General features: G+C 34.8%; 12 protein-coding genes. 4 read left to right on the plus strand and 8 right to left on the minus strand.

Annotated elements, in window-relative coordinates:
• Positions 1 to 112: 112 nt before the first annotated feature.
• Positions 113 to 487, minus strand: coding sequence for a YkvA family protein (locus HMPREF0389_RS02940; protein WP_014262243.1), 375 nt, complete (start codon positions 485 to 487; stop codon positions 113 to 115).
• 323 nt (positions 488 to 810) lie between these two features.
• Here HMPREF0389_RS02940 and HMPREF0389_RS02945 point away from each other — a divergent pair, with 323 nt between their 5' ends.
• Together HMPREF0389_RS02945 and ychF are read left to right on the plus strand one after the other, a co-directional pair.
• The gene (locus HMPREF0389_RS02945) at positions 811 to 1,437 is read left to right on the plus strand and encodes an NUDIX hydrolase (RefSeq protein ID WP_014262244.1); all 627 of its coding nucleotides are present in this window, start codon (positions 811 to 813) and stop codon (positions 1,435 to 1,437) included.
• Positions 1,438 to 1,463: 26 nt separating this feature from the next.
• Positions 1,464 to 2,561, plus strand: coding sequence for a redox-regulated ATPase YchF (ychF, locus tag HMPREF0389_RS02950; protein ID WP_014262245.1), 1,098 nt, complete (start codon positions 1,464 to 1,466; stop codon positions 2,559 to 2,561).
• Positions 2,562 to 2,954: 393 nt separating this feature from the next.
• Here the strand turns inward: ychF and HMPREF0389_RS02955 are convergent, their stop codons facing one another.
• The 3 genes from HMPREF0389_RS02955 to HMPREF0389_RS02965 form a co-directional block, all read right to left on the minus strand.
• Positions 2,955 to 3,953, minus strand: a complete 999-nt coding sequence (locus HMPREF0389_RS02955; protein WP_014262246.1) for an alpha/beta hydrolase — start codon at positions 3,951 to 3,953, stop codon at positions 2,955 to 2,957.
• 610 nt (positions 3,954 to 4,563) lie between these two features.
• On the minus strand, positions 4,564 to 5,961 hold the full coding sequence (gltA, locus tag HMPREF0389_RS02960; RefSeq protein ID WP_014262247.1) for an NADPH-dependent glutamate synthase: 1,398 nt from the start codon (positions 5,959 to 5,961) through the stop codon (positions 4,564 to 4,566).
• Entirely contained in the window at positions 5,961 to 6,857 is an 897-nt protein-coding gene (locus tag HMPREF0389_RS02965) for a sulfide/dihydroorotate dehydrogenase-like FAD/NAD-binding protein (protein WP_014262248.1), read from the minus strand. Before HMPREF0389_RS02965 ends, gltA begins: the two co-directional genes overlap by 1 nt.
• A 369-nt stretch (positions 6,858 to 7,226) precedes the next feature.
• On the opposite strand from HMPREF0389_RS02965, the gene HMPREF0389_RS02970 reads away from it, so the two are divergent.
• Positions 7,227 to 8,114 carry a fructose bisphosphate aldolase gene (locus HMPREF0389_RS02970; protein ID WP_014262249.1) on the plus strand — a complete coding sequence of 296 codons (888 nt, stop codon included), beginning with the start codon at positions 7,227 to 7,229 and terminating at the stop codon, positions 8,112 to 8,114.
• 235 nt (positions 8,115 to 8,349) lie between these two features.
• Positions 8,350 to 9,627, plus strand: a complete 1,278-nt coding sequence (locus tag HMPREF0389_RS02975) for an amidohydrolase (RefSeq protein ID WP_014262250.1) — start codon at positions 8,350 to 8,352, stop codon at positions 9,625 to 9,627.
• Between the two features lie 317 nt (positions 9,628 to 9,944).
• Here HMPREF0389_RS02975 and hslO read toward each other — a convergent pair whose 3' ends face one another.
• From hslO to HMPREF0389_RS02995, 4 genes are all read right to left on the minus strand, one after another.
• Positions 9,945 to 10,832: an Hsp33 family molecular chaperone HslO gene (gene hslO / locus HMPREF0389_RS02980; protein WP_014262251.1), complete on the minus strand. Its 888-nt coding sequence runs from the start codon at positions 10,830 to 10,832 to the stop codon at positions 9,945 to 9,947.
• A gap of 30 nt (positions 10,833 to 10,862) precedes the next feature.
• Positions 10,863 to 11,606 carry a class I SAM-dependent DNA methyltransferase gene (locus HMPREF0389_RS02985; protein ID WP_014262252.1) on the minus strand — a complete coding sequence of 248 codons (744 nt, stop codon included), beginning with the start codon at positions 11,604 to 11,606 and terminating at the stop codon, positions 10,863 to 10,865.
• A gap of 63 nt (positions 11,607 to 11,669) precedes the next feature.
• Complete coding sequence (hpt, locus tag HMPREF0389_RS02990) at positions 11,670 to 12,209, minus strand: hypoxanthine phosphoribosyltransferase (protein WP_014262253.1); 540 nt, start codon at positions 12,207 to 12,209, stop codon at positions 11,670 to 11,672.
• 16 nt (positions 12,210 to 12,225) lie between these two features.
• The gene (locus HMPREF0389_RS02995; protein ID WP_014262254.1) at positions 12,226 to 13,242 is read right to left on the minus strand and encodes a LacI family DNA-binding transcriptional regulator; all 1,017 of its coding nucleotides are present in this window, start codon (positions 13,240 to 13,242) and stop codon (positions 12,226 to 12,228) included.
• Positions 13,243 to 13,280 lie beyond the last annotated feature (38 nt).

Consider the following 13,280-nt stretch of genomic DNA (forward strand, 5'->3'; position numbering starts at 1 on the left):
AAATTCCTCCCTACCTCATAAATCCATAGTATCATTTCTAACATGATTGATTGTGTTTTTATCGATTTTTTTGTGTGTTCTTACAGTATTGAAATAAAGATTACCTCATGTCTCAATTGGTATCCTTATCCTTTGTGATAAATTCCACATCAATTATATCACAGTCTTTTTTATTTTTAAAATTACAAGCATTTCCATGATTTTCTCCAACACTTTTTTGTTCCGCATACCGTTCCAACTCATCACAGACATATGCCAAAAGAAAAAGAATCAGAAAAATATCCTCTACATAACCCAATCCAAAAAATAAAAAGTCCCACAACAAATCAATCGGGCTGAGCAAATAAGCCGCCATGAAAAAAAGCAATAGTATTACCTTACACTTTCTATACCACTTTACCTCATCATCTAACAAAAAATCAGGTAAATGTTTGACTGTTTTCAAGAAACGAAACCCTTGTAAAAAAATACTGTAATTATTCTTCATAAGAGCACCTCCTATTGCTGTTTTAACATCATTCTAACAGATTCTGTAAAGGAAAGATATAATTTTTATAGTCTATTTTTTGAATGGATACCCAAAAATTCGTTCTCTTTCTCTTCACTGAAATTACATGATATTTATATCCTATTCTTTTTTAATTTATGATATAATCTCTTATGATATATCATATTACCATATCAAAATACAAAGATTGAGCTTTCACAGGTAAGATATTCAATATTCTTACCAAAATGATACAAAAATTTGAAAAGTGGGATCTTAGAATCTATGATATAATCATTAGAACAATTACCGAGGAGGAGATTATGAACAATAAAGATGAATTATTCTCTATCTTTCAAGATTATAATTCAAAAATTGTTGGAATGCATCAAAAAGAGTATGCTGTCCTCATCCTCTTTGTCAAGCGGCAGGATGAATATCATATTGTTTTAGAAAAGCGTTCTTCTAATATTCCGCAATCAGGAGAAATTTCATTTCCCGGCGGAAAAATAGAGCAATCTGATTCAAGCAGATTAGAGTCTGCTCTTCGAGAAACCGAGGAAGAGTTAGGAATTGACAAAAAGTATATTTCCGTTCTCTCAGATTTTGTCATTTTGACTCCACCGTTTGGAAAAGTCCTGTATTCTTTTCTTGCGACGACAGAATCATCTGAATTTCAACCGAATAGAGAAGAAGTGGAGAGATTGATTTTTTTACCTGTCTCTTTTTTAACGGCCACTAAACCAAAATCATATGAAGGAAAAATCACAATTCAAAGACCTGATACCTTTCCTTATGATAAAATTCCAAACAAACAAAAATATTCTTTTGGAACAGGAACATATACTACCTATTTTTATGAATATAACGGTGATATTATATGGGGACTGACAGCATATCTCCTAAAAGAACTTGCCGATACCATAAAAAACAGTATAGATACATTTTAATTTTTTAGAGAGGATGTTTATTTATTATGAAATTAGGAATCGCAGGATTGCCGAATGTAGGAAAATCTACATTGTTTAATGCTATTACAAATGCAGGAGCAGAGTCTGCAAACTATCCGTTTTGTACAATCGAACCGAATGTAGGGGTTGTTTCAGTTCCGGATGAAAGATTAGAAGTGTTAGCGAAAATATATGAATCCAAAAAAATTGTACCCACCTATATTGAGTTTTATGATATTGCCGGTCTTGTAAAAGGTGCCAGCAAAGGGGAAGGACTTGGAAACAAATTCTTATCTCATATCAGAGAAGTAGAAGCAATTGTTCATGTCGTTCGTTGCTTTGAAGATGACAATATTGTCCATGTAGAAGGAAACATTAATCCACTAAGAGATATTGAAACCATCAATTTGGAACTTATTTTTTCTGATATTGAATTGTTGGAAAAAAGAATTCAAAAGACAGTAAAATTAGCGAAAGCAGATGCTTCTTTGAAAAAAGAAGTGGAGATTATGGAACGCATCAAATCTACATTAGAAAATTCTCTCTCTGCAAGAACTATGTCTTTCAACGATGAAGAATTATCGTTTGTAAAATCATTGAACTTACTAAGCTACAAACCAATTATCTACATTGCAAATGTTTCTGAAGATAACTTTTCTTCCGATAACTCAGAAAATCCTTATGTAAAAGCGGTAGCAGAATTTGCAAAATCTGAAAATGCAGAATGTGTATCTATCTGTGCAGGTTTGGAATATGAAATTTCGCAATTGGAAGAGGAAGAAAAAAAATTATTCTTGGAAGACCTTGGAATTGGAGAATCCGGTTTGGACAAGTTGGTGAAAGCAAGCTACTCTTTACTCGGTCTTATCTCTTTCTTAACCGCAGGTCCTATGGAAACTCGTGCTTGGACCATCCGAAAAGGTACAAAGGCACAACAAGCTGCCGGAAAGATTCACTCTGATATTGAACGTGGTTTCATTAGAGCAGAGACGATTTCTTTTGCAGAGTTAGTTGCATCAGGTGGAAATATGGTCGCTGCAAAAGAAAAGGGTTTAGTTCGTTTGGAAGGAAAAGAATATATTATGCAAGATGGAGATGTTGTGCTGTTCAGATTCAATGTCTAATCCATCAATTGACAGAAACTAATATCATCAAATAGCAAAACATCCGCTCAATCGATTTGAAAACTTCATTTCAGTATGATTAAGTGGATGTTTTTCTATTTGTTAAATTTATCGAATGATAGAACATAGACAACGAAACAATTTTTTATCAATATCTATATTTTATACTATAACTCGATTAAACTATTGAATCAATCCAATCTCTACAAGTTATACTTTTAATTATTTCACTAATCAATCTATTTACATTTTCACAGAGTTTGTACATAACTTTTCAAGTATCTGAGATACTTCATTTTTCAAGAATAAGGAAATAATTCTATTAAGTTTTTAGTATTATAAATATCTTATCCAAAAATTTCAATTCCTTTTTCCAACACACTTTACAAAAAATTATCCTTGATACTTCTTCAAAAACTGAAATACTGTATCCCAATATTTTTCCGTTTCTAACAAATATGATTGTACATGACCTGCTCCATGAACAATTAATTTTTCTTTTGTATCTCCGGTATATGCCTGATAATTCTGTTCCAACATATAGAACGGAACAAAGCTATCTTTATCTCCATGAATAAATAACATCGGTACCGTTGTATTTTGTAACATAGGTACACAAGAAGCATCCTTAAGGGCATATCCCGCTCTAATACGAGACATAACATCTGCCATATTTAATACCGGAAAAGTCGGTAGATGGTACAAATACTTCAGCTCTGATTCAAACTCTTCCCAAGCAGATGTATATCCCGAATCTTCAACAATGGCATATACATTTGGCGGAAGCGGCTCGCCCGATACCATTATAACTGTAGCACCTCCCATAGATACTCCATGCAGTGATATCTTGGCATTTGGATTTTTATCCAAAATATATTCTATCCAATTTACAATATCCTTTCGCTCCAAATATCCCATTCCGATAAATTTTCCTTCTGATTCTCCATGGGCTCTATGATCCGGAGCCAACACCTGATATCCTTGCTCTAAATAGGTGGCTGTTATGTTTTGAGGAGCTTCCTTATGTCGATGAGATTTGTAACCGTGTACCACGATTACCCACATGTCAGATTTTTCACCATGTTGTGTATATTCATCCGCTTTCAATTTTAACCCGTCATCAGACGTAATTGTGACCTCTTGTTTATGAACTGCATCATTCTTAAAAATTTTTTCTCGTCTCTCTTTATATTGCTCTTTTGATTGATTGATTTTATTCAAATCCGTTTCACTCAATCCATCAGGCGGAGCAACTTTCGGCTTTTTATCTTGTCGAATAATTGCAACTTTAAGAAAATAATTCCCCACCAAAACAGTACTTCCTACACTGATTACAATAGCGATGATAATTACTGATAATATTTTCCTCTTTTTTGACTGTTTATAAAACATTCTCTGCTACACCTTCCGTTTTTTATTTACAAATGACCTGAATTACTGAACAAACTATAGTACAGTGCTGATTTTTTATATTGACACCTATCGTACCATATTTTTGAAAAAACTAATATCATTCTATATTAAATTTCTACTATATTTTTTATAGTATGTTTCTTCTTAGCACTAATTAAGCAATAAAGTAAATAGCTATAGTAACACGATGTCCTTTCGCTGACACTCTATAGTATGGTCTTAATTTGATTTTTCAACTTTCATGATATGTCATATTCTGTTACTTCAAAGAGGATAGAATTCATAGATTACATCTATCAAACTCATTGATACACATTCAATTCTGTTTGTAGAATAAAGACATCAATTTTTCTTTCAAACTGCTTTCCTCAAAAGAATCTACTGCACATCTGTCTTTATAGATATCCATATATTTTGCAATTATAAAAATTTCCACAAAAAACTTTCTTTTCTGAAGTCTACTTGATTTCAAAAAAGAAAGTTTTTTATTTTTTCATTCTGTGATAACAGCCGTCCTATTATCCTTGTTCAAAGATATTATGTTTATAAAATACACGCCTGAAATCATTTTAACCTAATAATTATTGATTTACTCTGATAGATATTTTTCTTTCAAATATTCATCCATAGCCTTTGCAGCAACTTTTCCCGCTCCCATCGCAGAAATTACTGTAGCCGCTCCTGTTACCGTATCTCCACCGGCATAAACTCCTTCTAAAGATGTTAATCCATTTTCGTTTACAACAATACATTGTTTTCTGTTTGTTTCCAATCCGTCTGTTGTAGAAGTAATCAACGGATTCGGTTTTGTTCCAAGTGACATGATAACAGTATCCACTTCCATCTCAAATTCAGAATTCGGAATTTCAACAGGTCTTCTTCTTCCGGATTCATCAGGTTCTCCCAACTCCATTCTAACGCATCTCATTGCACGAACGCATCCTGTATCATCTGTCAAAATTTCTTTTGGATTTGTCAATGTGTCAAAAATGATACCCTCTTCTTTTGCATGATGCACTTCTTCCGCTCTTGCAGGTAACTCTTTGTCGCTTCTGCGATATACGATATGAGATTCCGCACCCAATCTCAATGCTGTTCTGGCTGCGTCCATCGCAACATTTCCACCGCCTACAACTGCTACTTTTTTTCCTCTTCGAATCGGAGTATCATAATCTTCCAAGTATGCTTTCATCAGATTTACTCTTGTCAAAAATTCATTTGCGGACAATACACCATTTGCATTTTCACCCGGAATTCCCATAAACATAGGAAGTCCTGCTCCGGATCCGATAAATACCGCTTTGAAATTCTCTTCTTCGAACAATTCCTCAATTGTAACAGTACGACCTATGATAACATTTGTTTCAATTTTTACACCCAGTTTGCGAATCGAATCAATTTCATACTGTACAACTTCTTTTTTCGGAAGACGAAACTCAGGAATTCCATAAGTCAACACTCCGCCAGGTTCGTGGAATGCTTCAAATATTGTTACGTCATATCCTTTTTTTGCCAAATCTCCTGCACATGCAAGTCCTGAAGGTCCTGAGCCGATAACTGCTACTTTAATACCGTTAGAAGGATCTTTTTTTGAAACATTCAAATCACGCTCTCTTGCCCAATCCGCAACAAATCTCTCTAACTTTCCGATAGAAACAGCCTCATTTTTGATTCCAACAACACAAGAACCTTCACATTGCGATTCTTGCGGACAAACCCTGCCGCACACTGCCGGCAAAGAGCTGTTCTGTGCAATAATCTGAGCCGCGGCTTCAATATCTCCGTCTTTTACTTTTGCAATGAAAGAAGGAATGTTCACTCCTACAGGACAAGCTTGAACACAACGAGGATTTTTACAATTCAAACATCTTGTAGCTTCCAACATCGCCTCGTTAGTGTCATATCCATAACAAACTTCCTTAAAATTGCCTGCTCTTACTTTCGGTTCCTGTTCTCTTACGGGAACTTTTACTTTTTTATCTATCATTATTCGTCAACCTCCTCGCAGTCACAGCCCACAGGTCGATGTGTATCTCCCTCTTCATACTTCAACATCTTTCTTCCTTCTTCCGTCTTGAACATGGTTTGTCTTCGCATTGCTTCATCATAGTTTACCAAATGACCATCAAATTCCGGACCATCTACACAAGCAAACTTCACTTCATCTCCGACACGAACACGACATGCTCCGCACATCCCTGTTCCGTCTACCATAATAGTGTTCAAACTCACGATAGTCGGAATATTTAATTTCTTTGTTGTCATAGAAGCAAATTTCATCATAATCATCGGTCCGATAACCACTGCTTCATCATAAGCTTTTCCCTGATTATTTACCAAGTCTTCTAATAAGGCTGTAACCATTCCGTGAAATCCAAAGGAACCGTCATCCGTTGCATAATATACATTTTTGGCAACTTGTTCCATCTTTTCTGTGAAGATTAACAAATCTTTTGTTTTTGCTCCGATAATAACATCTACATCCAAATTATGTTCTTTAAACCATTTTACTTGAGGATATACCGGTGCTGCTCCAACTCCGCCTGCAATAAAAATAAATTTTTTGTTCTTTAATTTTTCGATATCCTCGTGAATAAAGTCACTTGGATTTCCAAGAGGTCCTACAAAATCTCTCAATGAATCCCCTTCATTCAATGTAGATAATTTTTTACTTGACATTCCGACTACTTGGAACACAATAGAAACCGTTCCCTTCTCTCTGTCGTAATCAGCAATGGTAAGAGGCACTCTCTCTCCTCTTTCATCAATCTTCACAATTACAAATTGTCCCGGTTTTGCTGACTTAGCCACTCTCGGCGCTTCAATATCCATCAAATATACAAGATTATTTAATTGTTTTTTGTGTACAATGCGATATCCCATTTTTTCCCCCTTCAATAAATTACCGTTAACTGAATCATCCCATCCTGTAATAAAACATATTAAGTACATTATACTACAGATTATACCCATTCAAAACTATTTTTATAACAAATATCCAACTATTTGTGTGTTTCTGCAAAATACTTTTTTATTCTTATGTTCTACTTTTTCTTTTTATGGTATACTTTATGTGAAATTATATTTTGGAATTTTTATTCGGAACCAACAAATAAGGAGTATTGATATTATCACTAAAATGATGCTCTGTACTTAAGATGAAATCATTTCATCCACCATTATTTTGAATCTTTCTGAATAAATACGATTCCTGTCAATATCAACAACTATTATTTTTTTGGAGGAATGACAATGAATACAAAACAATTGGAAATAATGCAAGACGGAAAAGGATTTATTGCTGCACTGGATCAAAGTGGCGGTTCTACACCAAAAGCACTGAAATTATACGGAGTGACAGAAGATCAGTACAGTAATGAAGAAGAAATGTTTCGTTTAGTTCATGAAATGCGTAAACGTATCATCACAAGCCCTTCTTTTACAAGTGAACGCATCTTGGCGGCTATCTTATTCAAAGTTACTATGAACTCTAAAATTGATGATTTATATACTCCTGATTTTCTTTGGGAGAAAAAAGGAATTCTTCCTATTTTAAAAGTTGATAGCGGATTGGCTGAATTAAACAACGGAGTTCAATTGATGAAACCTTTTGAATTAGATGAATTGCTTGCAAATGCAAAAGAACGCCATATTTTCGGTACTAAGATGCGTTCTGTTATCAAAGAATACAACGAAGATGGTATCCGCGAAATTGTAAAACAACAATTTGAATATGCAAGAGCAATCATTGCACAAGGCTTTGTTCCAATCGTAGAACCTGAAGTTGATATTCATGCAAAAGAAAAATCTAAAATTGAATCTTTCCTAAAAGCAGAAGTGGTAAAAGAATTGAAAACAATGAATGAAAACCAAAAATTAATGTTTAAATTCACAATTCCAACAGAAGCCAACTTGTATTCCGATTTGGTAAACTTCCCTTGTGTTCTTCGTATTGTAGCTCTTTCAGGCGGATACTCAAGAGAAGATGCTAATGCTCTTTTAAGCAAAAACCAAAATATGATTGCAAGCTTCTCAAGAGCTTTGACAGAAGGATTAAATGTAAACCAAACACAAGAAGAATTCGATACAATGCTTAATCAGTCTATCGAATCTATTGTAAAAGCTTCTATAGAGAAATAATTTTTTATTAAAATATTGAAAAAGTGTGTTTTTGATAAAGGAATGAGCTTACCGGTCTATTCCTTTATACACACTTTTTTTGATGTCAAAATAAAATTTCTACTAAAACCTAATAGAATGATATATCAATACAATATCGTACAATAATAAAAAATATAACTATTACTATGATTAATAAAGATTGGATTACCGGTATAGATTTTAGTACTATAAAAATAAATTAAGGTGACATACTATGAAACAATACTATGATAATTTAATATACTATCGAAGAATATTTCGCCAAATGGCAGAAACCGGATTTTTGGAAATGAACACTACAATTGAGTTGATTCGTCTTATGAAATCTTTTGGATTTCACGTGCGTTATGGACGAGAAATTCATGGGCACAGGGAAGGAATGCCGCTGAAAACAGAATTGGAACTCCACGCATCCACGCTGAATCAGAAAGAAATTCCATTTGATATCTCAGACATCAAATTAGGTTATACAGGTCTTATTGCAGACTTTGATACAAAAAAACCGGGACCGAAAATAGCCTTTCGATTTGATATCGATGCTCTTCCAATCAAAGAAACAGCAGTCAGAGATCATCTTCCAAATCAACTGAACTTCCGCTCCAAAGACGAAAATACTTGTCATGCATGTGGACACGATGCACATATTGCAATGGGAATTGTTCTTGGCAAATATATTTCAGAGCATTACGATATGCTCTGCGGAAGTATTCGTATCATATTTCAGCCTGCAGAAGAAGGTGTTCACGGTGCAAAATCCATGATGGAAAAAGGATGTGTAGACGACGTAGATTATATGGTAGGCTGTCATATCGGAATGAACGAACATAAGGACACCATCGGTGTTGGAACAAAAGACTTTCTCTCTACCAAAAAATTTAATGTCACTTATTGGGGACGCTCCGCACATGCTGCAAATAATCCTGAACAAGGAAGAAACGCTCTTTTGGGTGGTGCCAGTTTATGCCTTACTCTCAACAGTCTGATTCAATACAGTTCTTCTAACACCAAATTAAACATCGGTAGATTCTTATCCGGTCAAAACAGAAATATTATTGCACAAGATTGCTCTCTTGAAGCAGAGGTACGTGCAGACCACTATACAACTTTGTCCGACTTGTGGGAACGAATTGTACAAGCTGTTCAAGGCACGGCACTCTCATTCGGGCTACAATATCGTATTGATGTTGTCGGAGAAGCACCGGATTTTAAAACGGAACATCCGCAATTTGAATCTCTTGTCAATAAAACATTATTACAACAAGGTTTCAAGACAGATTTTCAACCTTCATTCAACGGCTCGGAAGATGTCACCTATATGCTCAAAAAAGTAGAAGAAAACGGTGGGAAAAGCATCCATTTCTTAATTGGTGCAAAATTGGCAGCACCACATCACAATGAAGCATTTGACTTCAATGAGGATTCCATGTTCTTGGGATTCTCTATGTTTACTCACCTATTTCCTATTATCTATACAGATTATTCTTCTAAATAATAGTTTTTTCATCTCTAATAAAAAGCCGTATAGCAATCACATTTATTTTTGATTTCAAAAATATCTCGCAATTTTTTCAGCATTAAGGAAACGGAAATCTATCATTGCTGATAAACAACAAGAACTCACTGTAGGAATAATACTTTGAAATCATGATACTATGAGCTGAGTGAAACTGAAAAATATTAGAAATAAAAAAATTTCTCATCTAAATCTTTGTCATAAAACAGAAAAAGACATTGCCGTCTCATCAAAAATATGAGCTCGGTAATGTCTTTTTTGATAAATTTTTTGTTGAAGCAAATAGAATCTTGCTATTATTTCGGTCTTGACGCCAAAATCAACTCTTTCAAATCCTTTTCTTGAAACAGGTATCTGTTATTGCAGAAATGACAAGTGAGTTCCGCCTGTCCGTCTTCCATCAAAAGCTGTTCCAATTCATATCTTCCCAAGCTAATCAATGCCCGTTCCATTCTTTCTCTGCTGCAATCACAAAAGTATCTCGTTTGTCTCTCTTCAACAACGTTCATTCCTAATTCACCTAAAATAACTTCCATAATTTGCTCCAAGCGTTCCGCCTCATCCAACATATGGGAAATAGATAATACACCTCGTAGATTTCTCTCTAATATTTCAATATCTTCTTCACTGGCATCAGGCATCAACTGAACAATAAAACCGCCGGCAGACTTGACGGTTCCATCCACATCCACCAAAACACCTAACGCAACGGAAGATGGTACCTGCTCAGAGTTTGCATAGTAAGCTGTCAAATCTTCTGCAATCTCTCCGTTTGTAAGCGGATACTGTCCTATATAAGGTTCTTTCAGACCTAAATCTCGAATAACGGATACCGTCCCTTTCGTTCCAACTCCGGCAGAAACATCCAACTTTCTGTCATTTATACGAATCGGCAAGTTTACTTCAGGATGAGCAATATATCCTTTTGCATCCCCTTGAGAATTTGATACACAAACCAACAAGCCTAAAGGCCCGTCACCCTTAAATTGTAGAGTCAATTTTGCATTTTTCTCTTTCATCATGACTCCCATCATCGTACCGGCAGTAATTACCCGTCCCAATGCTGCTGTTGCAACAGGCGTACATTGATGAACTTTTCTTGCCTCTTCTACCATATCTTTTGAATCAATTGCAATCATATTGATTGTTTTATTGTCTGAAATTGCTCTTAATAGTCTTCCCATTCTTACTTCCCCTTCATTTTCTATCTTATTCTATTTTACAGCTACAAAAAATAATCGTTCTACAAAATCCAAATCTTTTTGTTCCTTATCCAAATCTCCATATACAAAAACTTCACGATATCCCGTCTCTTGAAGGATTGTGGTCATTTCTTTAATAGAATATGCCCTTTGGGTTTGTTTCTCTTGCATCCTTCTATATAGCATACCCTCTTGTTCCATTAAAGTAATTGTCATTTCCACCTGTTTCTTTTCTTCATCATATTCGTTTTCCCATAGATAGATCATATCCTCAAAGCTTTGACCGAACACATTGTTCCCTAATATCTCAGAAAGCTTATATTCTGAAGAAATGTCAAATATAAATGTTCCGCCTTTTTTCAACCGTCTGTTAAGGTAAGACAATAGATTTTTTAGTTTATCTTGCTCTAAAATATAATTTAAGGTGTCATTTGACGAAAAGATACAATCTATTTCATAGATTTCAAAATCCATATTTTCAATGTCTTGTTCCATGAGTATGACTTTATTCCCAAACCTTCGCAATCTTTCTTGTGCCAAAAAAAGCATCTCTTCAGAAGTATCTACCCCAACCACTTCATATCCTTTGTTAAGTAAACATTCTGTCATAATGCCGGAACCGCATCCCAATTCCAAAATATGATGAATATCAGGAGTTCTCTCTAAAAACAGTTTCTCCATAAAATCACACCACTGATTGTAGTCTACTTCTTCCATCAATTCGTCGTAAATTTTAGATATTACCTCATATGCCACGAAACTTTCCTCCTTAAAATATAAAAAATAAAACCTACTTATGCAGATTTTATTTTTTATTTCCTATCTATCTTGGTCCGTCACTACAAATACATATGGAATATTTCTATAATAATCTCCAAAGTTCAAGCCATATCCGACTACAAATTTATCTTCAATCACAAATCCGGTATAATCAGGATTCACATCAACTTTTCGTCGAGAAGGCTTATCTAAAAGAGAACAAGTTCTCACACTCTTTGCACCCTTTGATTGAATATAATCTTTCACAAAAGCCATTGTTGTTCCGGAATCTACAATATCATCTACAATAAGCACATCATATCCTATCATATCTGTAGAAACATCCGCCACCACTCGCACTTCTCCCGATGTTTCTTGGGAATGCCCATAACTTGAAGTTGTCATAAAATCAACTTTACACGGAACTGTAATTTCACGAACCAAATCAGCAGCAAAAATAAAACTTCCTCTAAGAAGAGAAATTACCAGCAAATTCTTCTCCTGATATTCTTTCGAAATTTGTTTTCCCATCTCTTCAACTCTTGATTTAATTTCCTCTTTGGAACACAAAACTTCCCAAACTTTTTTCTCAATATCCATCTGCTTAAATTCCTTTCTATTTCTCTTGATGTAATCTGTTAGAAGTTTCTCTCTCTATAATTTCATAAGGTAATTGTATATGTTTCTCTTTAATCGGTTTATTTTCTATTTTTTTCAGCAACAGGCTTGCTGAAGATGCACCGATATCATATAGCGGATGGTGCACTGCTGTCATTCTCGGTCTGACCCAACTGCATATTTCTGTATCATAATATCCTACGATAGAAATATCTTCAGGTATTGATAGTCCATTATCTACCACAGCACCCATTGCACCTACCGCTAAATCATCGGAGCAACAAAAAACTGCTGTCGGTCTGTTCTCTAACTGCAACAGTTTTTCCATTGCACAATATCCTTCTTCAAATGTATTTTTAACTTGTGATACAATCATTTTATCAACTGCAATTCCATGCTCTTTCAATGCGTTTTGATATCCCTCAAACATTCGTGTTTTTTCAATATCTTCAGATAATTTCATCTGAATCAGTCCGATTCGAGTATGTCCGTGTTCTAAAAAATATTTTGTAATATCATAAGATGCCTGTCTGTCATCTACTCCCGCTGATATTACATCATAATCCATAGCATTTTTGCTGATAAATACAGTCGGAATCTTCAGCTCTGCTGTCAAAGTAACTACTTTTTCCGTCAGACGAGGAGATATGATAATAATTCCTGCGACCTGTTTCGTATACAACAAATGAATAAATTTGATTTCTCTCTCCACTTCTCCATAGGAATTACACAAAAACAAATCATAATCATACATTCTCGCAACTTCTTCAATTCCATTCAAATATCCACCTACACGCGGTTTCGATACATCCGAAACAATGACACCGATACACTGACTCTTCTTCATCACCAAACTTCTTGCAACGGGATTTGGAACATATCCTGTCTCCTCTACGACTTTTTCCACTCTTTTACGAATCTCATCGGAAACCGGTTTGGAGTGATTCAGCACCCTTGATACAGTCGAAACAGAAACTCCTGCCATTCTTGCGACATCTTTAATGGTTATAACCATACCATACCTCCCACAAAATATATAACAAACAATTCTTT

This window comes from Filifactor alocis ATCC 35896, assembly GCF_000163895.2.
Taxonomy (GTDB): domain Bacteria; phylum Bacillota; class Clostridia; order Peptostreptococcales; family Filifactoraceae; genus Filifactor; species Filifactor alocis.

Excerpts from the sequence above, each read along its gene's own strand:
- HMPREF0389_RS02940 (WP_014262243.1), bottom strand. The coding sequence starts at position 487 with ATGAAGAATAATTACAGTATTTTTTTACAAGGGTTTCGTTTCTTGAAA.
- HMPREF0389_RS02945 (WP_014262244.1), top strand. The coding sequence starts at position 811 with ATGAACAATAAAGATGAATTATTCTCTATCTTTCAAGATTATAATTCA.
- ychF (WP_014262245.1), top strand. The coding sequence starts at position 1,464 with ATGAAATTAGGAATCGCAGGATTGCCGAATGTAGGAAAATCTACATTG.
- HMPREF0389_RS02955 (WP_014262246.1), bottom strand. The coding sequence starts at position 3,953 with ATGTTTTATAAACAGTCAAAAAAGAGGAAAATATTATCAGTAATTATC.
- gltA (WP_014262247.1), bottom strand. The coding sequence starts at position 5,961 with ATGATAGATAAAAAAGTAAAAGTTCCCGTAAGAGAACAGGAACCGAAA.
- HMPREF0389_RS02965 (WP_014262248.1), bottom strand. The coding sequence starts at position 6,857 with ATGGGATATCGCATTGTACACAAAAAACAATTAAATAATCTTGTATAT.
- HMPREF0389_RS02970 (WP_014262249.1), top strand. The coding sequence starts at position 7,227 with ATGAATACAAAACAATTGGAAATAATGCAAGACGGAAAAGGATTTATT.
- HMPREF0389_RS02975 (WP_014262250.1), top strand. The coding sequence starts at position 8,350 with ATGAAACAATACTATGATAATTTAATATACTATCGAAGAATATTTCGC.
- hslO (WP_014262251.1), bottom strand. The coding sequence starts at position 10,832 with ATGGGAAGACTATTAAGAGCAATTTCAGACAATAAAACAATCAATATG.
- hpt (WP_014262253.1), bottom strand. The coding sequence starts at position 12,209 with ATGGATATTGAGAAAAAAGTTTGGGAAGTTTTGTGTTCCAAAGAGGAA.
- HMPREF0389_RS02995 (WP_014262254.1), bottom strand. The coding sequence starts at position 13,242 with ATGGTTATAACCATTAAAGATGTCGCAAGAATGGCAGGAGTTTCTGTT.